The organism is Arthrobacter oryzae (genome assembly GCF_031454875.1).
GTDB classification, from domain to species: Bacteria; Actinomycetota; Actinomycetes; order Actinomycetales; family Micrococcaceae; genus Arthrobacter; species Arthrobacter oryzae_D.
Map to the genome: position 1 here is coordinate 76,182 of NZ_JAVDRQ010000004.1, position 14,120 is coordinate 90,301.

The window sequence follows — 14,120 nt, forward strand, 5'->3', positions numbered from 1 at the left end:
GGTCGACGGCGGCACGCGGCGTCGTACGCATTCCTCCTAAGCTGTGAGAACCACAGCTGATCAACCGCCTGATGTTAGGTGTACGGAGTACACCTATCGGGAAGAAGCGGCAAAACGGAAGGCAGCACATGACCCAGCAGGCGGAAGCCGTGCGCCGCATCCCGCTGAACCGGGACCGCGTCCTGAGCGCCGCCGTCGTGCTGGCCGATGAGGCGGGCATCGACGCCCTCAGCATGCGACGGCTCGCGCAGGAGCTCGGCGTGGTGCCGATGGCGCTCTACAAGCACGTCGCCAACAAAGAGGAACTCCTCGACGGCATGGTCGACGTGATTGTCGGCGAGATCGACCCTCCGGTCAGCGGTGCCGACTGGAGGAGTGCGGTCCGGCTGAGGATCCTCTCGGCGAGGAGGTCGCTGCTGCGGCATCCATGGGCGCGGCAGGTGCTCGAATCCCGGACCAACAGGACCCCGGCAGTTCTGGGATACATGGACTCGTTTATCGGGATGTTCCTGGCCGGCGGCTTCTCCGTGGACCTTACGCATCACGTTATGCACGCACTCGGCAGCCGCATGTGGGGTTTCACCCAGGAGCTGTTCGACGATTCGGCCAATGCGGCACCGGCCCCGACGACGGCGAAAGTCCAGGCGGTCATGTACCAGGAGATGGCAGCGCGGTATCCGAACATTCTGGCGGTCGCGACGGCAGCAAATCACGACGACGGTTCGGTGGTGGGGCAGGGCTGCGACGATCAGTTTGAGTTCGAGTTCGCCCTGGACCTCCTCTTGGACGGGTTCGGGCGTTTCCACGAGGAGGGCTGGACGTCGAACCGGGCGAAGCCTGAGCGGTAGACCGCCGACTCCGGCCGGCTCGCTGAGCGGTAAGCGCGCTCTCCCTGTCAAACCCCAACACGGGCGTGTTAGCTTTTGGGGATGGAGGTCCTGGACTGGCTGCTCGACTCTGACCCCGCCATCCGTTGGCAAGTCCTCCGGGACCTCGCGGATGCCCCGGCCCCGGACGTCCGGGCCGAGCGGGCGCGCGTCGCCACCGAAGGCTGGGGCGCCCGGCTGCTCGCGCTGCAGGATGAAAACGGCCAATGGGATGGGGGCACCTATTACCCGTCGCCGTTCGACGAGTCCGAGTGCGGCCAGCCCTGGACTGCAACCACCTACAGCCTGTTGCTGCTGCGTGACTTCGGGCTCGACCCCCGCAGTGCCGAGGCCCGCAAAGCCGTGGCCCTCGTTCGCGAAAACAGCCGCTGGGAGGAGGGCGGTCAGCCTTTCTTCGAAGGTGAGGTGGAGCCGTGCATCAACGGGATGACCGTGATGCTTGGCGCCTACTTCGGCGAGGACGTCGACGGTGTGGTGGAGCGGCTGGTTGGTGAGCAACTCGCCGACGGCGGGTGGAACTGCGAGGCGGAACGTGGCTCCGTACGGTCGTCGTTCGGGACAACCATCAACGTGCTCGAAGGCCTCCTGGAGCACGAACACGTGACCGGTGGCTCACCAGCCTCAGCCAAGGCCCGGCAGCGTGCGGAGGAGTACCTGCTCGAGCGCCGGCTCCTTCGGCGCCTGAGCACCGGCGAGCTGATCGACAGCGACTGGCTGGAGTTCTCCTACCCGACCCGCTGGTTTTACGACGTGCTGCGCGGCCTCGACTACTTCCGCGCCGCAGGCAACCGCCCGGACGAACGCATCGCCGAGGCGGTGCAGGTAGTGCGCTCGAAACGGCAACCGAACGGCACCTGGCTGCTGGAAAATTCCCATCCCGGCCGGATCCATTTCGCCATGGAGGATGGGGACGGACGCCCCAGTCGGTGGAACACCCTCCGGGCGCTGCGAGTGCTCGAGTGGTACGAACGGGCTTAGGCGTCAGCTCGGCAGCGGAACGCGTGGCGGTGCTGGACGCAACTATGTACTCAGTGTATAGATGAGGTGTGAACAACACACTTACCCTTCTCGGGCTGCTGAGCAAAGAGCCCAGTTACGGCTACGACCTCAAGCACTCCTATGACCGCTACTTCGGAACACAGAAGGCGTTGGCCTTCGGCCAGGTGTATTCCACCCTTGCCAGAATGGTCCGGGACGAACTGATCCGGGCACTGGGCGAGGAGACAGGCGGCGGTCCGGACCGCAAGAAGTACGAAGTCACCCCGTCCGGGAAAGCCAGGGTCCACCAGTGGCTGTTCACCCCGGACGTGCCGTCCGAGGCGCTGCAGAGCGAGCTGTTCGCCAAGACCGTTGTCGCGCTGCTGATCGACGACGACGCCGACCGGCTGCTGGACGTGCAGCGTTCCGAGCACATGGCCAGGATGCGTGAGCTTACGCGCCTGAAGAAGGACGCCGACCTGCTGCAGGTGCTTATGTGCGATCACGGGCTGTTCCATATCGAGGCAGACCTGCGCTGGATCGACCTCACCATGGCCCGCCTGACCCAACTCAAGAAGGAGCTCCAGAGCGCATGAGCACGATTGACACCCCGGCACCCATCCTCAGCGCACGCGAACTTCGCCACTCCTTCGGCCAGACGGAAGCCCTGCGAGGCATCGACCTCGACGTCCTCCCGGGCGAAGTGCTGGCTGTCATGGGACCGTCCGGCTCGGGCAAGTCCACCCTGCTGCACTGCCTTGCCGGAGTTCTCGTCCCGACGGGCGGCCGCGTGACCTACAGGCCCCCCGCCAGGGGAACCTCGGTCCCCGCCGGGCGAACCTCGGCTTCCGCCGGGCGGTCCCCGCTCGAGATCAGCGCCCTCGGTGAGTCGAAAAGGTCCCGGCTGCGGTTGACCGATTTCGGGTTCGTCTTCCAGTTCGGCCAGTTGCTGCCGGAGCTCTCGGCAGTGGATAACGTCTGCATCCCCATGCTCCTGGGTGGAACCCGGCGCGCTGAGGCAGTTGGCCGGGCGGCGGACATGCTTGACCGGCTGGGACTGGACGGGCTGGGTGCCAAGCTGCCCGGTGAACTGTCCGGCGGCCAGGCCCAACGCGTCGCCGTGGCCCGCGCGCTGGTGACATCCCCTGCCGTGTTGTTCGCCGACGAGCCCACCGGGTCGCTGGACTCCCTCGCATCCGAGAACGTACTGACGATCATGCTGGAGCTGGTCCGGGAGTTCGGCACGACCGTGGTGATGATCACTCACGATGCGCGCACTGCCGCTTACGCGGACAGGGAAGTAGTGGTGCGCGACGGCGGGATCGGCGCCGGCTACCGGGTGTCCGCGTGAACCGGGGGATGCTGAAGCTGGCCGTCGTCGGCAGTCGCTCCTCCTACGGCAGGCTCGCCGGAATCACTGCCGGCATCGCCGTCGGCGTCTGCCTGTTGTTGCTGCTGTGGGGCGGTGCCAACGGACTCAGCGCCCGCGACGACCGCGGTGCCTGGCTGCGGGAAACCGGCAGTTCCGCAGTGTCAGTTGCGACGGCGACCGGCGATCCGGCCGCTTCCGGGCCCGCCACACCGGTTCCGCTGACTCCCGACACAGTGCTCATGAGGTCAAATCTGGAGGTGTTCCGTGATCAGCTGATCAACCGTCGGGACTTCGCCGCGCTCAGCCCGACAACGGCCAGGATCCCCGGAATCCCCAGCCCGCCGGCTCCTGGCGAATATTATGCGTCTCCGGCACTCCAACGCCTGATCGAAACCACGCCACGGGACCAGCTGGGCGACCGTTTCGGGCGGTTCGCCGGCACTGTAGGCGATGCTGCCCTGCCGGGCCCGGATTCCTTGATTGTCGTCACCGGAGCAACGGAAGCCGAACTCCGCCAGAGCGGGAGAGCCACCCTGGTCTCGGGCTTCACCACCAACCCCTATGGAGCCAGCGCGGCCGCGTACAGCACGGTCTTGCTCATTGGTGCCATCGCGGTGTTCTTTCCCGTACTGCTGCTGATCAGTATCGTCACCGGCCTGGGTGCAGCCCAGCGCAGGGAACGCTTCGCCACCCTGCGGCTGATTGGCGCATCGCCGCAGACGGTCTCGCGCATCGCCGCCGTCGAAACCGCAGCGCCCAGTCTTATCGGCGCTGTCCTTGGCGTGGTCCTCGCCGGTCTGCTGAGGCCGGCCACCGCCCAGATCATGGTCAACGGCACCAGGATGTTCGAAGCGGACCTGGGCACGGGCTGGGAGGCTGCCACCGCCGTCGTCGGACTGGTGGTGACGGCCTCGGCCCTTGTGGCCGCCTACCGCACTTCCCGGGAAGACATTGGCCCATTGGGTATCACGCGGGCCATGCAGGAACGAGCACCCAGGGCGTGGCGGATCATGCCGTTACTGGCCGGACTGGCTGCCATGATCACGGCCGTTGTGATCATCCGTGTCCTGGAAGCACGAGTCCCTTGGCTTGAATCACCGCTGCTCATCGGCGGATTTGCGCTGATCCTCGTGGGCATCGTGGTCATCGGCCCGTGGCTGACGCGGCTCGTGAGCAGGATAGGACTTCGGCAGGCACGCAGCGCGGCAGCAGTCATCGCCTCCAGCCGGATCCAACGAACGCCCGTGGCAACATTCCGTTCCGTTTCGGGGCTGGTGATCGCGGTGTTCGTCGTCTCCGTCTTCGCCGGAGCCTCCAGCATCATTCAGGACACAGACGCGCCGGCAGCCCGCCCCGGCCTGCTCCAGCCCACCAGCCTCCACGCGACGGTGGGCGTCGGCGCCACGCCGGAGCGGGTGTCGGAGGCCGCGCATCGGGCCGGTCAACTGGAGGGAATCCGGAGCGCGGCCATCGGCTACGGCCCGGCAGCGCTCCATGAGCGCGGTGCGGGCCCGGAAATCGTGCTTCGTGCTGCGGATGCTCCCGGCTTGGGATTCGCGGCCATCCCGGAAACGGAGTTCGTCACCGTTGATTCGTCATTCCTCTACTACTGGACAACGCAGCCACTGGCACTGGCCCCGGCTCCTGACCGGAACCTGGACGGACTGGCGCCGGTAGTCATCGTGGTCGGCACCGACGGGACACCCCAGGCCATGGACCGCGCCCGGACAGCCCTGGACGGGTCCGGGGTCACAGCCATCCCCGGCACTTCTCCGCTGGACATCAAACTGCAGTCCTCCACCCGCCTGGTTCAGGGCCTGGCGGTGCTGGCCTATCTCGGCATGTTCGTGGCGATTGCCATCGCCGGTCTCTCCCTGGCCGTAGCCACCGCTTCCGCGGTGCTGGACCGGAAACGAGTCCTTGGCCTGATGCGTTTGATGGGGATGCCTGTGTCCGTCCTGCGCCGGATCATCACGCGTGAGGCAGCCGTCCCTCTCCTGACTGTGCTGGTGCTATCCATAGCACTCGGGTTCCTCGTGGCCTGGCTGATGGTCACGGGTATCAATGACACCTATCGGGTGACGTGGCCGGCGGCCGATTACTTTGTGGCCTTGGGTCTTAGCCTTTTCCTGGCGCTGGCCGCCGTCGGATCAACCTTCGGTCTCATCCGTGCAGGCACCGCAATCACGTCCACGCGGTTCGAGTGACCCCCGCAGGAGAACTATTTGCCCGGCCGGACGGGTCTAAACACCCGTTCCCTGGTGATCGTCTGGTGTGCGAGTGTGATGGCATGGACTACAGCAAAGACGCCCGCGTGGACCACTACATTGATTCGCTCCCCGAATGGCAGCAGGCAATCTGCCAGCAGGTCCGTGACCTGGTCCATGCCGCCGATCCCGAGGTCACGGAAGTCATCAAGCGCTCTGTGCAGCCCTACTTTGTCCTGGACGGTAACATCTGTGCGCTGCTTGCGGCGAAGGATCACGTCAACGTTTTCCTGTACGACGGCGGCATAGTCCCGGATCCGCAGAACATCATCACCGCCGGACACGGCAACAAAACAGCCCGCACGGTTGCCTTCCGCGAGGGCCAGGCTGTTAACGAGCAGGCACTCGGCGAAATGTTCAAGGCGATCATCGCCAACAACCGCGCCGGTGGCTGGCGGAAAATCAAGGGCAGCCATTAGGATCTCCTCGAGCAGAAGGGCACCTCAATGACAATCCGCGAAACCCGTTCCGTCGGCGTTCCCTGCAGGGTGGACACGTTCCAGCCGGATCCCCGGGCCGCGATGGACTTCTACGGCCCGCTCTTCGGCTGGAGTTTCGACGATCCCGTCCCGATGCCCGCCGGCCTTGAGGGTGAATACTACGTTGCCCGCCTCCGCGGGCAGAGGGTGGCCGGGATCGGCCAGGCTCCGGCGTCGTCGCCGGCGATGTGGAACACCCACGTGCGCGTCGACGACGTCGGGGAGACTCTCGCTCGTGCCGAGCAATCGGGAGGGACGCGCCTGGCAGGACCGTTCGGAACCCGCCCGGACGGCGTCCTGGCTGTGGTTGCTGACGCAACCGGAGTCCCGTTTTGCCTGTGGCAGGCCGGCGAGGGCGACGTCGATGAGCTGGCCAATGAGCCGAATACGTGGGCGATGAGCTCGCTGCACACCCCGGATCTCGAACGGGCGGGGGCGTTCTACGGCGAAATGTTTGACTGGGAACTCGAACAGGTGCCCAACGCGGCCTTCTCGCTGTGGCGGCGCTCTGGCCGGGTCGTGGCTGTCGTGACGGCGACGGACGGGGTCGCGGTCCCGCCCCATTGGAGCGTTAATTTGGCTGTCAGCGACGCGGACTCGATCGCCAGGCAGGCCGCTGCGCTCGGCGGCACCATCGTGATGGAACCCATGGACACTCCGGGATTCCGCAGCGCAGTGATCGGCGACCCCCAAGGCGGCTTCATAGCGGTCAGTGCCACTGCCAGCTGATCCAGGGTCTCGCAAAAGGTGCCGATTCATGCTGTGATGACTAGCAGGTAGTCCATGGGCTGATCGCTACAGGGAGTCATCGTGACGACGAAGCAAACCCTCGATACATTCGACGTTCCCCGCCCGCGGGACTTCCTTCTCCTCACGGGTGCTTTCGCCACTGGCCTTTCCTGGTGGATCGGAATGACCGCCTACGTCAACGCCGGAGGACTGGCGAGCGGCGGACCTGGATTTGTCCTGTTTCTCGGCATTCCCATGCTCGCGACTCTCGGAATTTACCGCGCGCTGCGTCGCCGGAAACTGTCCAGTGGGGCGGGCCCGGAGAGTATGCGCGTCCACGGGAGCCATCGCCGTTCTGTCTCAGGCCGCCACAGCAGACGGCTTGCCCCGGAACCGTCCGGCAGAGGTGGGCTCAACAGCGTGTGGGCGTTATATCGCCCGGCGGCTCGGGACTTTTTTGTCATCGTCGCCGGTCTGGCGACGGTCCTTTTCTGGTGGATCGGCATGACGGCATACATGAACGCCGGTGGCCTCGCCCATGCAGAAGCACTGGTGTTCCTGATTGTGCCGGTCCTGGCAACCGCTGGAACATTGCTCGCCGCGCGCCACAGCGGCGCTGGCTCGCGCGCTTAGTCAAAGGGGATGGCCTGCGCGGGGGATGGCCTGCGCGCCAATGCCCGGTGTCACCATTGTTCCGGGCACTGGCGCCGCTACCGCCGAGAGTAGTTCCAAAGGAAACGACCTCTCACTAAAACTGTAGGCCGCATGCCCGGGGCCGGCTTGAGTGGCGGCTACCTGTTTTGCTCCGCGTGTATCCCTATTGCACTATCGGACACTTGCTCTACGGGCGCGGGCCACCAAGGCGGCGATTGCTGCAGCCAGGGCTTTCTGACACAACGAAGGCCCGCCGATGGGGGACAGGCGGGCCTTCGCAACTAAACGCTACAACGCTCTTATATAACTATCGAGTGGACGAGAGCCGGTGCCGACCGCAACACGTGCCGACTCCCCCTGGCTTGCCTCGGAATGGGTGCAGGCGACCATCGCGACCCCGTTCACAGCAACCGGTAGGGTGTCGAATATGGGTACTCCGGTGAGTGTTCGCCACGCGCGGGTCGAGGACGCCGCCGAGATGGCACGCGTGAATGTGCGGTCGTGGCGTGAGACGTACCGCGGGCTGATGGCGGATCACGTCCTCGACGACCCGGACCTGCCCGCGGCCCGGGAACGCTTTTGGACTACCATGCTCAGCGACGCGCGCTACCGTGCGAACCGCGTCGCGGTGGCCGAGAACGATGACGGCGAAGTGATCGGGATTGCGATGGCGGGGCCCTCGCAGAGTTCGGGGTCGCAGTGGGTCACGCACCTCTACATGTTGTACGTCGTTGCGGCTGAGCATGGGACGGGCGCCGGGGCCGCCCTCCTGGATGCCGTCGTCGGCCCCCACGATTCAGCAGCGCTCTGGGTCGCCGATCCCAATCCTCGGGCGCAGGCTTTCTATCGGAAGCACGGTTTCGTGGCGGACGGCACCGTGAACTTTGAGGACGGGGTGCGGGAGATCCGCATGGTGCGGGTCCCTTCCGGGGGCAGTGCTCCTGCTTCGTGAGTCCGCAGGGCAGAGGGTCATCGCCCGCTCAAGCATCAGTAGGCGCTCGAGCATCATGGCCGGCCAGGTCATCGCTTCGAGTGTTCACGCACGCGCGTGAGCCATTCGGCGACCAGGGCTTGCATGAGGTGGGGCTGCTCGTGGATCAGAGCGTGGCCGGCGCGATCGAGTATGGCGAGGGTACCGCGTGGGATGTGCTCGATCAGCTCGCGCGTGTGCGTGTGCCCGGCCGTGGCATCCTGTCGCCCGGCAAGGACCAACGCTGGATGTGGATAGGCTTTCGCAGCTTCCGGCCGGTCCCGCAGCTCCCAGTGCGAAAAGATTCGCGTAAGGCTCGAATCGTCAACGAGCGGTATTGCCGGAGCCACGTACTCCCGAAACCTGCGCAGCGTTTCAGTCGTCTGCACTACGAAGTAGTCGCGGTAGGTTGCCTCGAGATCCGGCTCCAGACCACCGGTCAGATCCGCCGACGAAACAAGGACCTCGTGCTTGGGAACGTCACGCGTATGCGCACCGACAGGGCAGATGAGCGCCAGCCCGACGGCCTGGTCAGGTCTCAGATTGGCAATTCCATGGGCTAAGTAGCCACCGTAGGAGTGACCCATGACAAGAAACGGTTCGTTACCAATGGTGCTGTCGATCAGGCCGAGCAGAAGGTCCAGGACGTCATCGTTGCTGGCCAGCGTCTCGGGCGCTGGGGTGCGGCCCATCCCCGGCAGGTCCGGATACAGGCGTCGAAAGCCCGGCACGCTGGAAAGTATTGGTTCAAGAGCGCCAGCGATTTCGCGATGATCCACGCCGGCCCCGTGCAGAGCGAGAATCGGGATGCCGCTGCCGTGCTCGGCGTAATGCACTGGAACTTCGCCGACCATAGCCTCCATCCACGTAGTGTAAGGCGCGTCCGGCCTGGCTTGGCTGTCTCAATCCTTTTGAATTGGCCAGACCATTTGGGGGAAACGGGTTGGGGTTATGGCGGGCAGCCCTACGCCCACTCACGAACCATAGAACCGGACCAAGCACCGGCACGCTCAGGAAGCTACATCGAGTTTCTCACTCGATGACCTCCGTAGGGTCTCCTGAATGGTATCCAGGGAGAGGGCAAGTTCTTCGGCAAGGGCAGCCACGATCATGAAGGACGGTGTCGCAATTCGACCCGTCTCGATTTTCCTGAGTGTCTCAGGGGATATGCCTGCCCCAAGAGCTACCTGGACCAGAGTCCGTTCCCCCCGCGCATTACGGAGCATCTCTCCGAGCAGCCTGCCTGCACGGACGTCTTCTGGGCTTAGGGGGACTCTAACCATCTTCCAAGCATAGTACCGTTATAATAATAACGGTCCTATCTTGGAGGAATCATTGATTGAGCTACTCACGCTTCGAGAAGTTGACGAGGCACGTCTCTCTGGCCAGTTCGTGGCGAAGACTCTGTCGGACTTGAGGGAACGAATCGAGCCTGGGACGAATCTCCTGGAAATCAATGACTGGGCAGCTTCGATGATCCAGATGGCAGGAGCTCGCTCGTGTTATGTCGACTACGCCCCGTCGTTTGGGCGCGGCCCGTTCGGGAAAGTCATCTGTACGTCCGTCAACGACGCCGTTTTGCACGGCCTCCCTCATGACTACGTCTTGATGGACGGGGACCTTCTCACGCTTGATTTCGCAGCAAGTGTTAACGGCTGGGTCACTGATTCCGCAATTAGCTTCGTTGTGGGGAATTCTTCGGCACCGGAAGACCGGCACATGATTGAAACCACAGAGAAAGCGCTTCTGGCTGGTATCCAGGCCGCCCACGCCGGAGCGCGTATTGGAGATATCTCTCATGCAATTGGCTCAGTGCTCGAATCAGCGCACTTTAAGGTCAACACCGAATTTGGCGGACATGGGGTTGGCAGCACCATGCATCAGGATCCGCATATTCCGAACATCGGCACACCTGGGCGCGGATACGTGCTTCGGCCGGGACTGCTTTTGGCAATAGAACCATGGATCATGGACGGCACGAGCAAACTCATTACAGCTCCTGATGGGTGGACCCTTTGCAGTTCCAACGGCCGTCGGACGGCGCACTCCGAGCACACTGTTGCCGTCACGGAATCCGGACCCGTCATTCTCACCCAACTGGTCTAAAGAGCGTCTCGCGGAATAGGCGGGCGGCGGGGCGACATCGTTCAGCAGCGAGGACCGCTTAGACCGTCGGCATTCAGCTGAAGGATTGCGTCAGCGAGTAAGCGCGCAGGGTCTTCCGGGATCTTCATCAGCGAGCGTTGACTCCTACACACCTACGCAACCACAACGACGACGGAACCTCCGGGAGTCCCGGGGGTTCCGCCGTCGTTCGCGTCTGGTGAACGATCAGACCTCGACCACTGCGCGCCGGGCCCGGGCGGCTCGCACAAGCCCGCTGGACACGGCCGCTCCCACGAGGGCGAGCGCTGCGAGCACGATGAACACGATGTGGTAACCGCCGGCTCCCGGGTTCGCATCCAGGATTGCTCCGTAGACGATGAAGGCGAACATCCCTGGTGCATAGCCGACCAGGCATGCGATTCCGAAGGCGGTCCCGCTGGTTTCCTCCGGGATCCCGACCTCGTCCATCGGTGCCCAGAACACACCCCGCATGGTGAAGACGATCAACGAGAACAGCAGGGTCACAATCATCGCCGGGATCTGGCGGCTGGGATCGGCCGGGAGGAGCAGCAGCACCGCCACCACCGGGATCAGGCACAGGAACGCCAAGCGGATGTACCGGCTCGCGCCCTTGAACACCTTGTCCGCGAGGACTCCGCCGATCGGGCCACCGAGGATTTTCAGGCCGTACTGGTTGATGATGCCGTAGGCGCCGACCAGCGCAACAGGCAGTCCGTAGACGTAGGTCAGATAGGGAATGAAATAGGTCAGGCCGCAGTACACCACGTAGACCATGAACACGGTGAAGCTCACCCACCACAGCTGCGGCAGCTTCGCCGCGCGCCAGATCTCGCCGAGTCCGGCCTTCTGCTTCTTTGGCTCGGACGGCTGTGCGGACAGCCCGCTCACCTGAGCGCCCATCTGAGTGGCCGGCTCCGTGCGGAGCAGCAGGAACAGCAGCACGCCGACGGCGATGTCGATGACGGCGTAGAAGGCGATGGCTGCGCGGAACCCGCCGGTGCCCGAACCGAGGAGGACGAAGATCCCCAGCGCGGAGAACGCCACTGCAGTGTCGACGATTCCGCGGCCGCCTTCGAGCAGGCCGAAGAGCCGGCCTTGTTCCTTCGGGCCGATGCGCGGTCGAGCTCAAGCCCGGCCAGCAGGCGGCCACCAGCGCTTTTCATCCCGCGGACCACGGGGCTGATTTCACCATTCCCCTATTTTACGGGCCCTGGTTTCATCGGACCCGCGGATGTCTTGCGGCAACGTGCGGCCTTCGGGATACCGCATGGAGGGCGGGCAAGCTCGGTGACGAACCGGTGCTTGTCAGGGATGTTTAAGGCAGACTGGTGGCGTGAGCGGAATCCGGTGGGTGCTGCATGTCGATCTCGACCAGTTCATCGCGGCGGTCGAAGTCCTCCGGCGGCCGGAGCTTGCGGGCAAACCGATTATTGTTGGCGGTCGGGGCGACCCCACGGAACGGGCTGTGGTGTCGACCGCATCGTACGAGGCCAGGGCGTTCGGCGTGGGTTCCGGAATGCCCTTACGCATTGCGGCCCGGAAAGTGCCCGACGCTGTCATCCTGCCCGTCGATCAGGAGGCTTACCTCGCGGCCTCTGAAACGGTGATGGCTACCCTGCGCGCGCAGCCCGGTGCCACCGTGCAGGTGCTGGGCTGGGATGAAGCCTTTGTAGGCACCGAGACAGAGAATCCGGAAGCCTACGCCCGGCAGGTGCAGACCGCCGTCCTGGAGCGAACGCAGCTGCATTGCAGCGTGGGCATCGGCGACACCCTGGTCCGGGCCAAAGTGGCCACCGGTTTCGGCAAGCCGGCCGGAGTCTTCCGCCTCACTGCCGGGAACTGGCTCGACGTTATGGGCCCCCGGCCCACCAAGGACCTGTGGGGAGTCGGAACCAAGGTATCGGGCCGGCTGGCCAAGCTCGGCATCAGGACAGTCGCCGAACTCGCCGCATCCGACCCCCAGGACCTGGTCCCGGAGTTCGGCCCCAGGATGGGTCCTTGGTACGCGGAGCTCGGACGCGGGGACGGCACCAGCGTTGTGGACGACACCCCGTGGGTTGCCCGCGGGCATAGCCGGGAGACCACCTTCCAGCGGGACCTGACCGAGCCGGCCCAGGTGCACGACGCCGTCAGGGAGCTGACAGCGCATGTCCTTGAGGATGTTGTGGCCGAAGGACGGCCTGTGATTGGGCTGACCCTGAAGGTTCGGTACGCGCCGTTCTTCACCAAGACCCACGCGAGGAAGATCCCCGAAACATTCGACCGTAACGAAATCCTCGCGCGGGCCTTGGACCTCGCAGCCGCAGTCGAAGCGGGCCGTCCCATCCGGCTGCTGGGCCTGCGGGCCGAAATGGCAATGCCCGACGACGCCCGAAAGGGACATACGCCGACGCGCGGCGGTTGGTGACGGCGTCGCTCCCTTACCAGCGCGGAACTGCAGACCCAGAGTCAATGGCAGTGATAGATCAGAAATATTCGTTGGGGTCGTAGCAGCCGGAACCAAGGGTTTCCTGCGTGCAGTCCATCCGGGTTGGGTAGTACCCGAGCGCGGCTCCGAAGAGACCGGCCGCAGGCAAGCAAACCAGTGCTCCCACAACTGAGAGGGCCGCCGACCACTTCTGCGCCCGCGTCAGCCGCTCTTTGGGAGCGGGGGCTGCAGCCCCCGGGCTGTTGGTCTCCGCGGCCATTACTCTGATCAATGGTGTCTCTTCACGCGTCGACGGATCTGTGCCCACAAGCTCAGTCCGGTGCCATCGTTTATTGTTCCCATGATCGAGTGGCGTTTCGAAGTGCTCCTCCGGTATACATGACCGTGAATGGTTGGATCCGTCGTCAGCAGCCAGTCCACGACGCTCCAGAACCGGGCAAGAGAATCGTGTTGCAGCGCTTCCTCACGTGACAGTTTGTGGCCCCAAACTGGCGAGTCGGGGTATGGCTGGGCTGCGTCCACCGCAGTTGCCGCAGGTTCCGCATTTCCCTCTATGGGACCTACTCTGCAGCCGAAGCTCACTCGCTGTGCGGTGGAGTCGTCTCCGAACGGGCCGAAAATGACATCGATCCACGCTTCATGGTCGCCGCCATGGTGATGAAGTGCTGACTTGGCGATGGCATGCGTATAGCCATCCTTCAGGATGAAGTGATCCACAACGACATATGTCTTCCCGCAGCAGGTGCATTCGTGCTCACGGATATCTGGCGCGCCGTCCAGGCTCAGGGTCATGCGCCGACCCTAATCGATGTTGTGCGAGTCCTCCCTGCGGCTCGCCTAATCGTGGAGCATTGGCCAAAGACTGGACCGCTCGAACTGAGCTAGCTGGCCGGGTCGTACATGAACTCGCGGAGCTCCTGCGGGCAACGGCAGGCCACCGCGATCTTCCTCGCCCACTCGACCGCGTCCTCGCGCGTCGGCAGCTCCAGCACGGTGAACCCGCCGTTGAGTTCGGAGCCCGGGTAGATCTCGGTGCTCACCGACCCGTCAGCGGAAACCAGCACGGGATCGACTTTCTCCGCAATCCCACCGCCGAACACGTACACGCCGGCAGCCTTCGCCTCCTCGATCACAGTGTGGGATTCGGCGACGACGACGGGGAACTCCTCGTCGGTAAGCACCATGGCTTCGCTCGGGAAGGAGATGAGGTATTTGGTCATGTCTCGATG

The 14,120-nt window shown here is 64.4% G+C and carries 16 protein-coding genes; 11 read left to right on the forward strand and 5 right to left on the reverse strand.

Annotation, left to right across the window (positions count from 1 at the left end):
* Positions 1 to 128: 128 nt before the first annotated feature.
* The 9 genes from J2805_RS08495 to J2805_RS08535 all read left to right on the forward strand — a co-directional run bounded on the left by J2805_RS08495 (position 129) and on the right by J2805_RS08535 (position 8,318).
* Complete coding sequence (locus J2805_RS08495) at positions 129 to 848, forward strand: TetR/AcrR family transcriptional regulator (RefSeq protein ID WP_309975095.1); 720 nt, start codon at positions 129 to 131, stop codon at positions 846 to 848.
* Between the two features lie 81 nt (positions 849 to 929).
* A complete protein-coding gene (locus J2805_RS08500; protein ID WP_309975098.1) occupies positions 930 to 1,865 on the forward strand; it encodes a prenyltransferase/squalene oxidase repeat-containing protein in 936 nt (311 codons plus the stop codon).
* Between the two features lie 68 nt (positions 1,866 to 1,933).
* Positions 1,934 to 2,461 (forward strand): PadR family transcriptional regulator, encoded by a 528-nt coding sequence (locus tag J2805_RS08505; RefSeq protein WP_309975101.1) that lies wholly within the window; start codon positions 1,934 to 1,936, stop codon positions 2,459 to 2,461.
* Positions 2,458 to 3,216 (forward strand): ABC transporter ATP-binding protein, encoded by a 759-nt coding sequence (locus tag J2805_RS08510; RefSeq protein WP_309975105.1) that lies wholly within the window; start codon positions 2,458 to 2,460, stop codon positions 3,214 to 3,216. Before J2805_RS08505 ends, J2805_RS08510 begins: the two co-directional genes overlap by 4 nt.
* Positions 3,213 to 5,444 (forward strand): FtsX-like permease family protein, encoded by a 2,232-nt coding sequence (locus J2805_RS08515; protein ID WP_309975108.1) that lies wholly within the window; start codon positions 3,213 to 3,215, stop codon positions 5,442 to 5,444. Before J2805_RS08510 ends, J2805_RS08515 begins: the two co-directional genes overlap by 4 nt.
* Positions 5,445 to 5,527: 83 nt before the next feature.
* A complete protein-coding gene (locus tag J2805_RS08520) occupies positions 5,528 to 5,923 on the forward strand; it encodes a DUF1801 domain-containing protein (protein WP_309975111.1) in 396 nt (131 codons plus the stop codon).
* A gap of 27 nt (positions 5,924 to 5,950) precedes the next feature.
* A complete protein-coding gene (locus J2805_RS08525; RefSeq protein ID WP_309975115.1) occupies positions 5,951 to 6,712 on the forward strand; it encodes a VOC family protein in 762 nt (253 codons plus the stop codon).
* Between the two features lie 81 nt (positions 6,713 to 6,793).
* Positions 6,794 to 7,345, forward strand: a complete 552-nt coding sequence (locus tag J2805_RS08530; RefSeq protein WP_309975118.1) for a hypothetical protein — start codon at positions 6,794 to 6,796, stop codon at positions 7,343 to 7,345.
* A 460-nt stretch (positions 7,346 to 7,805) separates the two neighbouring features.
* Complete coding sequence (locus J2805_RS08535) at positions 7,806 to 8,318, forward strand: GNAT family N-acetyltransferase (RefSeq protein WP_309975120.1); 513 nt, start codon at positions 7,806 to 7,808, stop codon at positions 8,316 to 8,318.
* Between the two features lie 68 nt (positions 8,319 to 8,386).
* Here J2805_RS08535 and J2805_RS08540 read toward each other — a convergent pair whose 3' ends face one another.
* Positions 8,387 to 9,199 carry an alpha/beta fold hydrolase gene (locus J2805_RS08540; protein WP_309975123.1) on the reverse strand — a complete coding sequence of 271 codons (813 nt, stop codon included), beginning with the start codon at positions 9,197 to 9,199 and terminating at the stop codon, positions 8,387 to 8,389.
* A gap of 147 nt (positions 9,200 to 9,346) precedes the next feature.
* Entirely contained in the window at positions 9,347 to 9,619 is a 273-nt protein-coding gene (locus tag J2805_RS08545) for a helix-turn-helix domain-containing protein (protein WP_309975126.1), read from the reverse strand.
* 52 nt (positions 9,620 to 9,671) lie between these two features.
* Between J2805_RS08545 and map the strand changes: the two genes are divergently transcribed.
* Entirely contained in the window at positions 9,672 to 10,442 is a 771-nt protein-coding gene (gene map / locus J2805_RS08550) for a type I methionyl aminopeptidase (protein WP_309975129.1), read from the forward strand.
* 225 nt (positions 10,443 to 10,667) lie between these two features.
* On the opposite strand, the gene J2805_RS08555 is transcribed toward map, so the two are convergent.
* Positions 10,668 to 11,576 (reverse strand): MFS transporter, encoded by a 909-nt coding sequence (locus J2805_RS08555; protein WP_309975689.1) that lies wholly within the window; start codon positions 11,574 to 11,576, stop codon positions 10,668 to 10,670.
* A gap of 220 nt (positions 11,577 to 11,796) precedes the next feature.
* On the opposite strand from J2805_RS08555, the gene J2805_RS08560 reads away from it, so the two are divergent.
* Positions 11,797 to 12,870 carry a DNA polymerase IV gene (locus J2805_RS08560; protein WP_463675097.1) on the forward strand — a complete coding sequence of 358 codons (1,074 nt, stop codon included), beginning with the start codon at positions 11,797 to 11,799 and terminating at the stop codon, positions 12,868 to 12,870.
* Between the two features lie 288 nt (positions 12,871 to 13,158).
* Here J2805_RS08560 and J2805_RS08565 read toward each other — a convergent pair whose 3' ends face one another.
* The gene (locus J2805_RS08565; RefSeq protein ID WP_309975132.1) at positions 13,159 to 13,683 is read right to left on the reverse strand and encodes a hypothetical protein; all 525 of its coding nucleotides are present in this window, start codon (positions 13,681 to 13,683) and stop codon (positions 13,159 to 13,161) included.
* 89 nt (positions 13,684 to 13,772) lie between these two features.
* Entirely contained in the window at positions 13,773 to 14,111 is a 339-nt protein-coding gene (locus tag J2805_RS08570) for a YciI family protein (RefSeq protein ID WP_309975137.1), read from the reverse strand.
* Positions 14,112 to 14,120 lie beyond the last annotated feature (9 nt).

What these genes read in the sequence shown, in the direction of transcription:
- J2805_RS08495 (WP_309975095.1), top strand. Translation starts at nt 129, where the DNA reads ATGACCCAGCAGGCGGAAGCCGTGCGCCGCATCCCGCTGAACCGGGAC.
- J2805_RS08500 (WP_309975098.1), top strand. Translation starts at nt 930, where the DNA reads ATGGAGGTCCTGGACTGGCTGCTCGACTCTGACCCCGCCATCCGTTGG.
- J2805_RS08510 (WP_309975105.1), top strand. Translation starts at nt 2,458, where the DNA reads ATGAGCACGATTGACACCCCGGCACCCATCCTCAGCGCACGCGAACTT.
- J2805_RS08520 (WP_309975111.1), top strand. Translation starts at nt 5,528, where the DNA reads ATGGACTACAGCAAAGACGCCCGCGTGGACCACTACATTGATTCGCTC.
- J2805_RS08525 (WP_309975115.1), top strand. Translation starts at nt 5,951, where the DNA reads ATGACAATCCGCGAAACCCGTTCCGTCGGCGTTCCCTGCAGGGTGGAC.
- J2805_RS08540 (WP_309975123.1), bottom strand. Translation starts at nt 9,199, where the DNA reads ATGGAGGCTATGGTCGGCGAAGTTCCAGTGCATTACGCCGAGCACGGC.
- J2805_RS08545 (WP_309975126.1), bottom strand. Translation starts at nt 9,619, where the DNA reads ATGGTTAGAGTCCCCCTAAGCCCAGAAGACGTCCGTGCAGGCAGGCTG.
- J2805_RS08565 (WP_309975132.1), bottom strand. Translation starts at nt 13,683, where the DNA reads ATGACCCTGAGCCTGGACGGCGCGCCAGATATCCGTGAGCACGAATGC.
- J2805_RS08570 (WP_309975137.1), bottom strand. Translation starts at nt 14,111, where the DNA reads ATGACCAAATACCTCATCTCCTTCCCGAGCGAAGCCATGGTGCTTACC.